Annotated in this window: 8 protein-coding genes; 6 read left to right on the top strand and 2 right to left on the bottom strand. The window is 57.5% G+C overall.

Going from position 1 to position 14,957, the window contains the following annotated elements; translation table 11 throughout:
* The first annotated feature begins 27 nt into the window (after positions 1-27).
* A complete protein-coding gene (cuyA, locus tag DDT56_RS13255; protein ID WP_136166915.1) occupies positions 28-1,038 on the top strand; it encodes a D-cysteate sulfo-lyase in 1,011 nt (336 codons plus the stop codon).
* The gene (gene cuyB, locus DDT56_RS13260; protein ID WP_136166916.1) at positions 1,038-1,781 is read left to right on the top strand and encodes a cysteate racemase; all 744 of its coding nucleotides are present in this window, start codon (positions 1,038-1,040) and stop codon (positions 1,779-1,781) included. The genes cuyA and cuyB overlap by 1 nt, the downstream gene beginning before the upstream one ends.
* A gap of 571 nt (positions 1,782-2,352) precedes the next feature.
* Here cuyB and DDT56_RS13265 read toward each other — a convergent pair.
* Both DDT56_RS13265 and DDT56_RS24990 read right to left on the bottom strand, forming a co-directional pair.
* Positions 2,353-3,693, bottom strand: a complete 1,341-nt coding sequence (locus tag DDT56_RS13265; protein ID WP_136166917.1) for an anaerobic C4-dicarboxylate transporter — start codon at positions 3,691-3,693, stop codon at positions 2,353-2,355.
* A gap of 709 nt (positions 3,694-4,402) precedes the next feature.
* Entirely contained in the window at positions 4,403-4,531 is a 129-nt protein-coding gene (locus tag DDT56_RS24990; protein ID WP_256373225.1) for a hypothetical protein, read from the bottom strand.
* 568 nt (positions 4,532-5,099) lie between these two features.
* On the opposite strand from DDT56_RS24990, the gene DDT56_RS13270 reads away from it, so the two are divergent.
* The 4 genes from DDT56_RS13270 to patD all read left to right on the top strand — a co-directional run bounded on the left by DDT56_RS13270 (position 5,100) and on the right by patD (position 14,737).
* Positions 5,100-10,019, top strand: coding sequence for a 2-oxoacid:acceptor oxidoreductase family protein (locus DDT56_RS13270; RefSeq protein ID WP_210417023.1), 4,920 nt, complete (start codon positions 5,100-5,102; stop codon positions 10,017-10,019).
* Positions 10,016-12,871, top strand: a complete 2,856-nt coding sequence (locus tag DDT56_RS13275; RefSeq protein WP_136166919.1) for a sulfide/dihydroorotate dehydrogenase-like FAD/NAD-binding protein — start codon at positions 10,016-10,018, stop codon at positions 12,869-12,871. Before DDT56_RS13270 ends, DDT56_RS13275 begins: the two co-directional genes overlap by 4 nt.
* Positions 12,872-12,987: 116 nt before the next feature.
* On the top strand, positions 12,988-13,146 hold the full coding sequence (locus DDT56_RS24405; protein WP_168197622.1) for a hypothetical protein: 159 nt from the start codon (positions 12,988-12,990) through the stop codon (positions 13,144-13,146).
* A gap of 166 nt (positions 13,147-13,312) precedes the next feature.
* Positions 13,313-14,737, top strand: a complete 1,425-nt coding sequence (patD, locus tag DDT56_RS13280; RefSeq protein ID WP_136166920.1) for an aminobutyraldehyde dehydrogenase — start codon at positions 13,313-13,315, stop codon at positions 14,735-14,737.
* Positions 14,738-14,957: the final 220 nt, after the last annotated feature.

Genomic DNA, 14,957 nt, shown 5'->3' on the forward strand with positions numbered 1-14,957 from the left:
CCAGACACCTATTTTGAGGAGAGTATCATGCACCTTGCCCGTTTTCCCCGGCTGACGCTGGGGCATTTCCCCACGCCGCTGGAGGCTCTGCCGGCCCTGTCCAAACATTTGGGCGGACCGAATATCTATATCAAGCGCGATGATGCCACCGGGCTGGCGACCGGCGGCAACAAAACCCGTAAGCTGGAGTTTCTGCTGGCCGACGCTCTGCAGCAAGGGGCCGATGTGATTATCACCCAGGGCGCCACGCAGTCCAACCATGTACGGCAAACCATCGCCGCGGCGGCAAAGCTGGGGCTGAAAACCAAAGTGCTGCTGGAAAAACGCGTTACCGACTACGGCGACGACTATCAACGCTCCGGAAATATTCTGCTGGATAACCTGCTGGGGGGAGAAATTATCGATCATCTGCCGGCGGGAACAGATATGCAGCAGGCGATGGAAGCGCTGGCGGACACTCTGCGCCAGCAGGGGGCCAAACCGTACGTGATCCCCGGTGGGGGCTCCAATCCTATCGGCGCCTTGGGGTATGTGGCCGCGGCGGAGGAGCTGCTGTTTCAGTCCAGTCAGCAGCGTCTGCGTATCGACCATATCGTTCATGCCACCGGCAGTACGGGAACGCAGGCCGGCCTGGTGGCGGGATTGACCGCCACCAACAGCCAGATCCCCCTGCTGGGGATCAGCGTAAGAGCGCCGCGCGAAAAGCAGGAAGAGAATGTGTATGCGCTGGCGCAGCGAACCTGGCAACTGCTGGGGATCGACGGTGAAATTCCGCGCCATGCGGTGCAGGTGAATAGCGACTATGTGGGGAAAGGATACGGCATTCCAAACCAGGGTACGCTGGAAGCGCTGACCCTGCTGGCGCAGCTGGAGGGCATTCTGCTTGACCCGGTCTATTCCGGCAAAGGGATGGCGGGGCTGATCGATCTGATTCGCAAAGGACATTTTGCGTCCGACCAGAACGTGGTATTTATCCATACCGGTGGTTCCGCCGGGCTGTTCGGCTATCGCCAACTCTTTGAGCAAGCGGCGTTGTAATGACCATTCAAGCGCAACGGCATACCCTAATCGGGGTACTGGGCGGCATGGGGCCGTTGGCGACCGTCGATCTGTTGCAAAAGATCATCGAGGAAACCCCCGTTTCCCGCGATCAGGAGCACGTGCCGGTGGTGGCCTGGAGCGTACCGCAGATCCCCGATCGGCAGCAGGCGCTGGCCGGTACGGGCGAATCGCCGCTGCCCGCGCTGTTGGCCGCGGTCGAGCAGCTTAATCGCCTTTCCGTCAGTCATATCGTGATCCCCTGTAATACCGCGCACCACTGGTTTGATGCCTTGGCGCAGAAAAGCGAGGCGCCGTTGATCCATATTGCCGATGCGACGCTCGCTTCCGTGGAATACCTGGTGAAAAACCGGGCCAAGGTACTACGGAAAATAGGATTGATTGCCACCAGGGGCACCCTTGATGCCGGTTGGTATCAGCAGCGCTTTGCCGCGCTGGGGGCGGAAACGCTGGAGCCGGACGAACAGGAACTGGCGACGCTTTTTGTGCCGGGTTGCTATGCGGTAAAACGCGGAGAGTTGCAGAAGGGCGGATATTTACTTGAACAGCTCGCCCAAAGATTGATCGATCGCGGCGCGGAGTGGCTGGTTCTGGCCTGTACCGAAGTGCCGCCGGCATTAGCGGCGATTAACTCCCGTTGGCTGGATATCAGCCTCGACCCGACCCGCGCGCTGGCTCGGGCCTGCGTGCGGGAATGGCGAAGTCCAGTGACGAGTAGTTAAAAAAACGCCGGGAGCGTTTTTCAACGTCGCTTGCGACGGCCTGAAAGGTGGCGGGCAGGGATAGCCCGCCATAAAAAAACGCCGGGAGCGTTTTTCAACGTCGCTTGCGACGGCCTGAAAGGTGGCGGGCAGGGATAGCCCGCCATAAAAAAACGCCGGGAGCGTTTTTCAACGTCGCTTGCGACGGCCTGAAAGGTGGCGGGCAGGGATAGCCCGCCATAAAAAAACGCCGGGAGCGTTTTTCAACGTCGCTTGCGACGGCCTGAAAGGTGGCGGGCAGGGATAGCCCGCCATAAAAAAACGCCGGGAGCGTTTTTCAACGTCGCTTGCGACGGCCTGAAAGGTGGCGGGCAGGGATAGCCCGCCATAAAAAAACGCCGGGAGCGTTTTTCAACGTCGCTTGCGACGGCCTGAAAGGTGGCGGGCAGGGATAGCCCGCCATAAAAAAACGCCGGGAGCGTTTTTCAACGTCGCTAGCGACGGCCTGAAAGGTGGTGGGCAGGACGCCCGCCATAAAAAAAGACCGTCCGGGTTTCCCGGACGGTCTTTTTATCGGTGATTAACTCAATCGTTATAGGAAGCCATACAAACCGGCAAACACCCAGCCAAATACGCAGGATGTAAACACCCCGATTAAACCTGGCAGGATGAAGCTGTGGTTAATAACAAAACGGCCGATTTTTGTTGTACCTGAGCGGTCGAACTGAATGGCGGCCAGGTCGCTTGGGTAGGTCGGTAGAATGTAGTAACCGTAGCAAGCCGGCGCGGAAGCGACGATATAAGCCGGGTTGATGCCAATGGCCAGCGCAATCGGCACAATCGCGGCTAATGCGGCGGCCTGTGAGTTAACAAATTTCGATACCAGCAGCAGAATAATCGCATAGGCCCATGGGTATTGCGAAACCAGCGTGCCCAGGGTGGATTTAATTTCTTCCAGATGCGCGCCGAACATGGTTTCCGCCATCCAGGCAACCCCATAAACGGCGACGATGGCGATCATCCCTGAGCGGAACACTTCGTTCTTGGAGATGGAAGCCGCGTTGGTTTTGGTGGCGATAATGATGACTGCGCCAGCCAACAGCATAAACATCTGGATGACCAGCACCATGGATAAAGGCTTACCGTTGAATTGCGGACGCAATTCCGATACCGCGCCCAGAATGGCGACGGCGGCAATGGCGGTCAAAAAGATCCACATGGCAACCCAGTTGCTGCGCGGCAGTTTTTTGTCCAGCAGCGTTGCGGTATCGCCGTACACATATTCTTTGTTTTCCGGGACAGAGATAAATTTCTGAAACTCCGGATCCTTATCCAAATCTTTACCCCGGAACCAGCTAAAGATACCAATCGCCAGAATACCCAGCAGGGTAGACGGAATGGTAATCGACAGCAGGTCGAGGAACTCCAGGTGTTTGCCGTGGAAGGTAAAGTTAGCCAGCATCGCAACCAGCGATACGACGGCCACAGATACCGGACTGGCGATAACCCCCATCTGCGCGCCGATGGAACTGGCGGCCATGGGCCTTTCCGGACGGATATTATTTTTGATGGCGACATCGTAAATAATCGGCAGGATGGTATAAACCACGTGGCCGGTACCGCACAGAATGGTCAGAGTACAGGTAACGAAGGGCGCAATAATCGAAACATATTTGGGATTACGGCGCAGCAGACGTTCTGCAATCTGTAACATCACATCCAGACCGCCTGATGCCTGAAGCGTTGCCGATGCCGCCACCACCGCGATGATAACCAGCATAACGTCAACCGGCGGCCTGCCAGGTTGAAGCTTGAATACAAATACCAGAATAACGAGCCCTATGCCGCCTAACAGCCCCAGCGCGATCCCACCTTTTCTGGCGCCATAGAAAAGGCAGATCAGGACAATGATTAACTGAATGATAAAATCCATATATACCCCATTGCTCAGAATGACGAGTTAATTAATTCGGTTGGCTTACTTTCGTCGTGGGTACTATAGATACTGTTTGTTATTCATTTTCTTGATCTAAGTCTATTATTTTAAATGTTTCTTTATTTTGCTTGAAATAAAGGAACTAGCTCTCAATAATAAATTGCCTTTGATTTTTTTAGTTTCTTAAGTATAAAATTAGTTTTTTAATGTAAATTAAATATAGTCAGATAATCCATGAGTTAATTAATATTTAAAATATCATATGTTCATCATCCCGTTGTTCTATTTTTGTTGTTGTTTGGTTTTAATTTGTGATTAACTCGGTTTTGTTTTTTGATAAAACATATGCTTATTATGTGGGGAATGTTGTTTTTTAGCGATTGTGTTTATTTATTTTATTGATTTTAATGAATAAAATTTTTATTTTTAAAGAAAATACGCGTTGCGAGTCAATGTCAATTTCCCCACGGCTCTGATATTCCAATTAACGATAATAACCAATTTATAACGATTCTTTTTTATCTAATGATGCCTGAATCGGCGGATATTTATTTTTGGGCGAAAGAAGAGTGTCTTGCGGTATATAGATTCATAAGTTATTAAAATAATAATCATATATATCTAATGGGTTCTAAAATACAATCGGTCGCAGTTGAAAAAATCCACCATCGCAGCCCGAAGGGTCCGCGGGCTGTCCATACCAAAGTCAGGTTCCCGTCCTTCTTGGCAAAGTAGCTCCGCTCAACCGGGCGATTGGAGCGCGGAAATCGTTATTGCCGATCATCGGGGAGCAGGTGGCGTCGAGATAGAAAAAGCCGGCATCGTTCTTTTCCATATCGCCTCCGACGTAAAACGCACGCACATAGAACCGGATGGTAAAACCCCGTATTGAATAAAATTTGATCTGATCCGGTGATTCTGCTGAGAAAACCCGAGCTGCGTGATATAAGGCGCCTTTTTTTCGACCAAAATCGGCTACATTCTCTGTCTATAACCATACATGTTTAATGGTTTTACGGCGCACAGGGAAGGTCGTCGCCGGGACGCCTCCTCCTGATGACGATATCTCTTTCCCGTCGCGAGGATTGCTATCACGGAGCGTCTGCCGGCTATCGCCAAGGGTAAGGAAACGTAGAGAAAGGCCTGGCTTTAGCCATGACGGTATTACTTTAGATAATTTAATTCGGTTTATCGATATCGCCGTAATTGTCTAAATCGAGCAACCGGCATTTGAGGAAATACGGAACCAAGACGTTGATTTTATATTAAAAGCGCCGCCGTACTCATGTTAGCACGGCTGAATATATTCCCCATCCTACAGACAAGCCATTATGAAAACGAATAAAGTGAAATATCCAGGCATTCCCAGTGTGATTCATGGCAATGGCGCTGTCGCTTATGTTATGAACCACGTTTGTGGCGGGGTGATCGGTTACCCGATTACTCCATCGACGGAAATTGCAGAGATTTTCGAAGCCGCCCGTGCTGAGGGAGGCGTCAACGTCTGGGGCAAGCATCCGTTTTTCTTTAGCCCTGAGGGGGAGCACTCGGCACAGAGCGGCGCGCTCGGGGCGGCGTTGACCGGCGGTCAGTTCATTTCAAACGCCTCGTCGGGCCAGGGTATTCTTTATGCGCTGGAATCCCATTACGTCACGGTGGGCAAAAAGGTGGGGGGCTTTGTGCTGCAGGTGGCGGCGCGGGTGGTGTCAAAACATTCGTTGAATGTGATGGCCGGTCATGACGATATCTACGCGTTGCTCTCATCGGGTTATACCATTCTTTTCGGGGCCAATCCGCAGGAGGCGGCCGATCTGGCGGCCATTGCCTACCGGGTCTCGTCGCTGTCGCTGATTCCCGTCGCCAACGCCATGGACGGGTTTTCCACCAGCCATATGCTGTGTGAAGCGCTGATGCCTGAGCCGGCGCTGCTGGCGGAGTATCTGGGGGATCCGGCGGGGCGCATCAAAGCGCCGACCGCGGCGCAGGATATGATCTACGGCGCCAAAGGACGCGTATTCCAGCTCAATCAGTATCTGTCCCGTCACCAGACCGACATTGCCGCCGATCGGCGGGCCAAACTGCAAGACTACCTGGAACATAATGCCGAACGGATTGAACAAGACCGGCGGGGCGTCCTAATCGCCCCGACCCTGGACTGGTTGCCGGCTGAATTGCACGCTCCCTGGCGGAGGCAATGGCTGAACGCCTTTGAGAAGGGGACCCGGCAATTGGTGCCGGCGTTAATCGACGTCAATAATCCGGGGCTGACCGGCGGGGTGCAAAACCAGCCCGATTTCCAGGCCGGAGCGGTGGATCATCGCACGCATTTCGTCAGCGACGTGCCGGCGCTGGTGCGCCAGGCGATGGAGGAATATGGCGAATTGACCGGACGCCATTACCATCCGGTCCAGACCTTTATGTGCGAAGACGCCGAAAACGTCATTGTCGCCTTGGGGTCCGTTACCGATGATATCGAGGCCGTGGTCGCGTATCTGCGTCGTTCGGGCGATAAAGTGGGCCTGGTGGCCGTTAAACTGCTGCAGCCTTTCCCGGAAGCTGAACTGGTGGATGCGCTGCAAGGCAAGCAGGCTGTGACGGTGCTGGAGCGCTCCGACCAGACGGAACTGACGGCTAGGGTGACCAGCGCCCTGTTCAAGGCCCGCGAAAATGCCGATCAATCGCGCCATCCGGATATTCCCGCCATTCGCGCCATGCCGAAACTGACCACCGCCATTTTCGGCCTCGGCGGGCACGACCTGCAGCCGCGGCATCTGATCGCCGCATTCAAGAATATGGCGGACGGCCAAGGGGCGCCGCTGATCTATTTAGGTTCGCAATTCTTCTCCCCGACGCCGTCGCCCTATTTAGAGAAACTACAGAAGCGCCTGAAAGATGCTTATCCCGAAACCGAACGGATGGCGCTGGAGACCGGGCCGAACCCGAATTTGCTGCCGGAGGGCGCGTTCCGTATCCGTTTCCACTCGGTGGGCGGTTACGGCACCATCGCCACCGGCAAGCTATTAACCGATATTCTGGCGGGCGTGCTGGATATGCACTCGAAATCGGCGCCGAAATACGGTTCCGAGAAGAGCGGCGCACCCACCAATTATTATATTACGCTCAGCCCGGAGCCGGTGAAGATCACCAATGCCGAGCTTGAAGATGTGGAAATCGTTATTTCACCGGATCATAAGGTGTTTAGTCATGCCAATCCCCTGCGCGGCCTGACGGTCGGCGGCACCTTTATCATGCAATCCAATCTGTCCCCCGTGGAGGTTTGGCGGGAATTACCGGTATCGGCCCGCAACACAATCCGGGAAAAGGGTATCCACTTCCTGATTATCGATGCGTTTGTCGTCGCCAAAAAACATGCGCCGACGCCGGAGCTGGAAACCCGCATGATGGGCATCGCCTTTATCGGCGCGATGGTGGGGCACGTAGAAGCTGTCTCGACGGGTTCATCCGCCGACGCGATCCTGGCGAAAATCCGCCAGCAGATCGCTAAAAAGTTCGGCGCCAAGGGCGGCGCCGTGGTGGAAGGCAATATGGCGGTGATCCACGACGGCATTGAAGCCACCAGGCGCGTCGATTACGCCTCGGCGGAATTTGCGGATGTCGACGGCCAAAGTTTGTCGGCGAGCCCGTACAGCCTATCCCTGTCCGCCGGGCGGGCGCATCGTGGGGACACGTCGGTTCTGAACGGTCTGTTCGACCATGAATATTATGAAGAAACCGTTGCACGCCCCTTCCGCGAAGGCAGCATCAGCGAAGCGCCGGTATTGCCCGGCGCCGGACTGTTTATGCCCGCCGGCACCGCGAGCGCGAAGGATAAAGGGCTGTTCCGCCGTTCCGTTCCCGAGTTCCGCGCCGATGTATGCACCGGCTGCATGGAGTGCGCGCTGGTGTGCCCGGATGCGGCGATCCCGAATAGGGTACATGATATTCACGAACTGCTGCTGGCGGGCATTCGCCGGCTCGATCTGGACGAAAACCGGCTCGAGGCCATGCGTACGCATCTCTACCCGCTGGTGGATGCGGTGCGTGAAACGTACCGTCAGAACAAAACGTCGCGGCCTTTCCACGACATCGTTGCCGAGGCGGCGGCGGGGTTGGTCATCGACGAAGCGGGCTTGCGCAATGATTTTGTCGGGCTGGCCGAGGTGCTGGCGGCATATCCCGTCGCCCGGACCCGGCCGTTCTTCGATGCGGCGGAGAAAGCCGGTGCCGGCAGCGGCGGACTGTATGCCGTCGCCGTTGATCCGTGGAAATGTACCGGTTGTCTCGAGTGCGTCAGCGTCTGCGGCCCCGGCGCGCTGGTGCCCCGGGATCAGGATGCGCCGTTGCATCAGACCCTGCAGACCCGCTTCGGATTTATGACGTCGCTGCCGAAAACCCCGGCGCGGTTCTATGCCGATGCGCTCAAACCCGACGGCGACATCAAGCGGCTGTTGCTTAATCCCGAGAACTATTACGCCACCACCGGCGGGCACGGCGGTTGCCGCGGCTGCGGCGAAGTGACGGCCATCCGTTTGGTGGTATCCGCCAATCATGCCATCACTCACCAGCACCAGCGGGACCACCGGGTAGAACTGGAAACCCTCGTCTCCCGGCTGAATGAGAAACGGGATTCACTGCCCGATACGGACGTTGCCCGGCGCGAACGTCTCGACGATCTTATCGGTACGCTGGAAAAAAGGCTCTATCTCTACGAAGGCGGCCCCGGCGGCCAGGGCCCGGCCGGGGCCGTTATCGCCAACTCCACCGGATGCAGCAGCGTTTACGCCTCTACCTTTCCCTATAACTGTTATAACGATCCTTGGGTCAACAGCCTGTTCCAGGACGCCCAGCCCCTGGCCAAGGGGATGTTCGAAGGACTCGCCGCGCAGTTGGTGACGGATGTCCGCGCGCTGCGCCTGGCGCGTCTGGAACTGGCGGATCAATACCGTTCGGATCTGCACGATCCGGCGCTTCGCTACCTGTCGTGGGCCGACTTCACCGCCGACGAGCTTGCCTTGCTGCCGACGGTAATGACCATCGGCGGAGACGGCGCGACCTACGATATCGGCTTCGGCGCACTATCGCGCATTTTGACCAGCAGTACGCCGCTCAAGGTCGTGGTGCTGAATACCGGGGTCTATTCCAATACCGGCGGCCAGGCCTCCACCTCGAGCTTTACCGGCCAGGATGCCGACCTGGCCCGTATCGGCAAGGAGCAGGGCGGTAAACGCGAAGCGCGTAAGGAGCTGGGACTGATCGCCTCTTTCCATCCCAATGTGTTCGTCTGTTCCTCCACCACCGCGCTGCCGGGGCATTTCCTCAAAAATACGCTGGAATGCCTTCGCTATACCGAGGGACCGGCGGTGCTGGATATCTACACTCCCTGTCAGAGCGAACACGGCATTACCGATGCCGCCGCCGCTCGGCACGGCCGTCTGGCGGTGGAAAGCCGGATGAACCCGGTGTTTGTGCACGATACGCGCCGCGGCGCTTCACTGCACGAGTGGTTCTCCCTTGAGGGCAATCCGGATGTGGATAAGGACTGGACCACCACCACTCTTGAATATCTCGACGAAAACGGCGGCCTGCAACTGCTGACCATGCCGTTGACGCCGGCGGTATTCGCCCGGCAGGAAAACCGTTTCAGGAAGCAATTCCACGCCATCGATACCGTGGACGACGCACGCACGGTGGCGGTGGACGCCTTTATCGATCTGCCGCCCAGCGAACGGGCGGAGCTTATTCCCTTTATCTATTCCGTCGATGCCAATCGACATCTTATCAAGCTCGGCGTCTCCCCGTCCCTGATTGAGCTGGTGGAAGAGCGGCGTAAATATTGGCGGATGCTGCAACATCTCGCCGGTCTGCATGAAGGGAAAATGGCGGCGGAACACGATGCCGCCATCAATGCCCTTATGGAGCGGTATCAGGCGGCGGTGCGGCAGCGGGAAGTCTCCATGGATGATATTGCCCGCGCCATGTCCCGGCTGGCGGCGTCGAGCAAGGCCCCGCCGGTGAACGCCGGTGCGATCCCGGTCCAGACGGTGGACGATACGCCGTCTTCCGCGCCATCCCCCAAGGCCGATAGCGAGGCCGAGGCGCTGATAACGCTGTCCCCGGAAGATCAGGCGAAGTGCACCAATTGCAAAACCTGCTACCAGGATGTGCCGGAGATTTTCGAAAGAACCCGGATCGTTATCAACGGCGAAAGCCGGGAAATCGCCCATATGATTCCCGGCGTGCTTGAGCGCATCAAGATCACGCCGGACCTGAAACGTCGTATTGAACGGGTGGCGGCCAATTGTGATGCGGAGATTATACAATGAGCACCGAAAACAGGCTTTCTTCACCACAGGGCGCTTCCCCGGAAGACGAGCTGCGTCGCTATCTCAGTGCCGGCAGTACGCTGGAAAATACGCGCTCGCAGCTGGCGGCCCTGGAACGGACGGAGCCGGTGGAAACCTACCATCAGCAGATGGCGCTGCTGAGCCGCCGGCTGCAAAACGAGCCGTGGGTCTTTCGCGACATTTTCATCGCCGACGGGACCCAGGCCGTGGCTTGGGAATTCCGGCAGGAGGAACTTGGCGCCGAATTTATTCACACGCTGTGGGAACTGCTGCTGCGCGACAATGACGCTAGCAAACTGCTGATGCGGTTTGTCTGGGATATTCCGCTGAAGTTCAAGCGTAAATTCATCCGCGCCCTTGACCGGAACCTGTCGGATCGTTATCCGCTGTTCAAGGGGTTGTCGGAAAACTGGCCGGCTGAAAACGCCATTCCGCCCTATATACGTGAACCCGAACAGCGCGCGCGGGATTTCGAGCTGGTGAACCAGGGGTATCTCGGTTATATGAACGTGGGTTACAGCGCCCGCGAGGTGGAACTGCTGGTCTGGCTGGAAGCCCTGCGGGACAAGCAGTGCGAAGAAAAACCTTGTGAAGTCGGTCTGTTGAACCCCGGCGACGCGCAGCCCAAAGGTGGGTGCCCGGTCAAGATTCACATTCCGCAAATGCTCGATCTGCTGGGCACCGGCCGCTTTCGCGAGGCCATGGAACTGATAGAAAGCTGCAACCCCCTTCCCAACGTCACGGGGCGGGTTTGTCCCCAAGAGTTGCAATGCCAGGGCGTCTGCGCCCATCAAAAGCGACCCATTGAAATTGGCCAACTGGAGTGGTATTTGCCCCAACGGGAAAAGATAACTACCGGCGGGGCCGACGAGCGTTTCAACCACCGTCCCGACCCCTGGGTACAGGCGGTAAAGCCGCCCATCGCGGTGGTGGGTTCCGGACCAGCCGGACTTATCAACGCCTACCTGCTGGCGGCGGAGGGCTTTCCGGTTACGGTGTTCGAAGCCTTCCACGCCCTGGGCGGGGTGTTGCGCTACGGTATCCCGGAATTCCGGCTGCCCAATGAGCTGATTAATGATGTGGTGGATAAAATAACCCTGCTTGGCGGGAAGTTCGTCACCAATTTTGTGGTGGGCAAGACCGCTACGCTGGAAGATCTGAAAAACGCCGGCTTCTGGAAAATCTTCGTCGGCACCGGGGCCGGGTTGCCGCGCTTTATGAACGTGCCCGGTGAGCATCTGCTTAATGTGATGTCGGCCAACGAGTTTCTGACCCGCGTCAACCTGATGCAAGGAGCCAGCGGAGATTATGAAACACCGCTGCCGGAAATCAGCGGCAAACGGGTGATAGTCATCGGCGGCGGCAATACCGCCATGGATGCCGCCCGCACCGCCCTGCGCCTGGGGGGCGAGGTCGCCATCGTCTATCGTCGCACCCAGAGCGAAATGCCGGCGCGGGTGGAAGAGCTGCGGCATGCGCAGGAGGAGGGGATCGCCCTTAAGGTACTGCGCGCGCCCTGCGAGTTTATCGGTGACGACCAGACCCATTTCGTCAAGCAGGCCATACTCGATGTGATGGCGCTGGGGGACCCCGATGCGTCCGGCCGCCGCAGCCCGTCGGCCACCGGCGATAAAGAATCGATGGCGGTGGATCTGGTGATTATGGCCCTCGGCAATGCGCCCAATCCCATTATCAAAGACGCGGAGCCGGATCTCCATACCACCAAATGGGGCTCCATCCAGGTGGAACGGGACTCACAGCAAACCTCCATCAGCGGCGTTTATTCAGGGGGCGACGCGTCGCGCGGCGGCTCCACCGCCATCAACGCCGCCGGAGACGGCCGGGCGGCAGCCCTCGAAATCGTCAGCGACATGAACCTGTCCCCTGACGAAATCCGGTCCATGGTAAGCCTGGCCGGGCGCTATTCGACCCTGGGCGCCACACCGAAAACTATTCTGGCGAAGATTGAACTGGCGGGCGGCATCGTCGAGCTTATTGTCCGGGCGCCGCTGATTGCCAAGGCCGCCCGCGCCGGGCAATTTGTCCGCGTGCTGCCGTGGACTAGCGGCGAGTTGATTCCGCTGACCCTCGCCGATTGGGACGCGGAGAACGGTACCATCTGCCTGGTGGTGCAAGGTATGGGAAGCAGCAGTATGGCTATCAACCGGATGCAGGTGGGGGATGCCTTCGCCGGAATTGCCGGCCCGCTGGGCCAGCCCAGCGTCCTGCACCGCTATCCTCCTGATAAAACTGTGGTATTCACCGCCGGCGGCGTCGGCCTGCCGCCGGCTTATCCCATTATGCGGGAGCATTTACGCGCCGGTAATCATGTCACGCTCATTGCCGGCTTCCGCAATGCCGATCTGCTGTTCTGGATCCGGGACAACGAACGCATCGGCAAACTACAGGCCGACTACCCGGGGTTGCTGGATGTGATTTATACCAGCAACGACGGCAGTTTCGGTCGCAAGGGGTTCGTCACCGGCCCGCTGGAGGACCTGCTGAAAGAGAACCGGCAAGGAGGAGGGAGGGAAATAACCGAAATCGTCACTATCGGCCCGCCGCTGATGATGCGCGCGGTCTGCGATTTGACGCGCCCGTACGGCGTGAAAACCGTCGCCAGCCTGAACTCCATCATGGTGGATGCCACCGGCATGTGCGGCGCCTGTATGGTGCCGGTGAATACCGACGGCAGGCTGGTGCGCAAACATGCCTGCATCGACGGCCCGGAAATCGACGGACATATTATCGATTGGGATAAATTCCTGCCGCGCTTCAATCAGTTCAAAGCGCAGGAACAGGCCAGCAAACGGCAGCACGGCTTCGCGTAAATGGTTGGTGTGATAAATATTGGTGAGGTAAATATTCATAAGTTGGCGTAATGTCGCGTTCGACTACACTTAACCGAACCCTCTCTTTAATATCACCTTATGCACAGGAGTACGACATGGCTGAATCCGACCCCAAAGAAGTTACCGTCAGCGACGGTCTCGCGAAGATGCGGGAAGCGGCCGACAAGCTGACCGAAGAGGAACTGGAGGCGTTGGCCGAGGAGGCGAAAAAGGCGGTGGAAGAGTCGAGAGAAGAGGCGGCTAAAAAACGTTAGCGCCGGTCAGACCCATGACGCGCCATCGCACATCTCCACCGTCGGCGTTGGCGATGTTTATGGTCTCCGCCTGAGAAACTGGCAGCTTTTTTGCACGTATCTTTTATAAGTGAAGAACCAGTAAGCGACAAAACTCCACTGATTTTCTGTTTATAAGGGAAGTGTTATGCACGACAAATTGCTGATAGATGGTGAACACGTCGCCGGCCGGGGCGAGGCTCTGGCGGTTTTTAATCCTGCCAGCGGCGAGCAAATCGCCTCGATCCCCCAGGCCGACCTGCATCAGGTCGATGCGGCCGTAAAGGCGGCGGATGCGGCATTTACGCAGTGGGGGCAAACCACGCCCAAAGCGCGCGCCGCGTTTTTATTGCAAATTGCCGATGTGATTGAGCAGCACGGCGAGGAGTTTGCCCGACTGGAATCCCTTAACTGTGGCAAACCCTATCACGCGGTGCTGAATGACGAGATTCCGGCGGTGGCGGATGTATTCCGCTTTTTTGCCGGCGCGGCGCGCTGCCTGAACGGTTCGGCGGCGGGCGAATACCTGGAGGGCCATACCTCCATGATCCGGCGCGACCCGGTGGGCGTGGTGGCGTCCATCGCCCCGTGGAACTACCCGCTGATGATGGCCTCCTGGAAACTGGCGCCGGCGCTGGCCGCGGGAAACTGCGTGGTGCTGAAACCCGCCGAACAGACCCCGCTGACCACGTTTTATCTGGCGCATCTGCTGGCGGATATTCTGCCGGCCGGCGTGGTGAATATTCTGTTTGGCCGCGGCGCCGACGTGGGGGACGCGCTTACCGGGCATGAGAAGGTGCGGATGGTTTCCCTGACGGGATCGATCGCCACCGGCGCTCATATTCTTGCCAATACCGCTCCCGGCGTCAAACGCACGCACATGGAACTGGGCGGCAAAGCGCCGGTGATTGTCTTCGATGACGCGGATATCGCCCAGGTGGTTGACGGCATCCGCAGCTTCGGTTTCTATAACGCCGGTCAGGATTGTACCGCGGCCTGCCGCCTCTACGTACAGCGCGCTGTTTATGATCGGGTGGTAAGCGAACTGGGGAAAGCGGTATCGACGTTGAATATGGGCGACCCGCAGGATGAACAGACCGAGCTGGGGCCGTTAATCACCGCGGCGCAGCTGGAAAGGGTCGCCGGATTTGTCGAACGGGCCAGGGCGCTGCCGCATATTACCCTGGTGACCGGCGGCGAGCGGGCGGCGGGCAAGGGGTATTACTTCCAGCCCACCGTCCTGGCCGGCGCCCGTCAGGAAGATGAGATCGTACAGAAAGAGGTCTTTGGCCCGGTGGTTTCCATTACGCCGTTTGATGATGAAGCGCAGGTGGTCGACTGGGCCAATGCCTCCACCTACGGGCTGGCCTCGTCCGTCTGGACCCGCGATATCGGGCGGGCGCACCGCTTGGCGGCGCGCCTGCAATATGGCTGCACCTGGGTGAATACCCATTTCATGCTGGTGAGCGAAATGCCGCACGGCGGACAGAAACTTTCCGGCTACGGCAAGGATATGTCGATATACGGCCTGGAAGATTACACCATTGTTCGCCATGTCATGATCCGTCATTGATTTTCCCCATCCCGCCTTGCCTCGGTCATTATCGAGGCAAGGCGCGGCCGCAATTCGCCTGCCGATACTATTTGCCGTGCTGAACCTGAACGGCCGTCTTTTTATATGCCCTTTTGCACCACGGTGGCGCGTAACGCTCCGTTATGGTGCGTTTGCGGCGCTTTTACTCGGTTTCCCCGGCAATTAACGGCGCGCTGCGGTTTTTAATGCTGAAGGTAAA

The sequence above is a fragment of the Brenneria corticis genome, from assembly GCF_003115855.1.
GTDB lineage: Bacteria > Pseudomonadota > Gammaproteobacteria > Enterobacterales > Enterobacteriaceae > Brenneria > Brenneria corticis.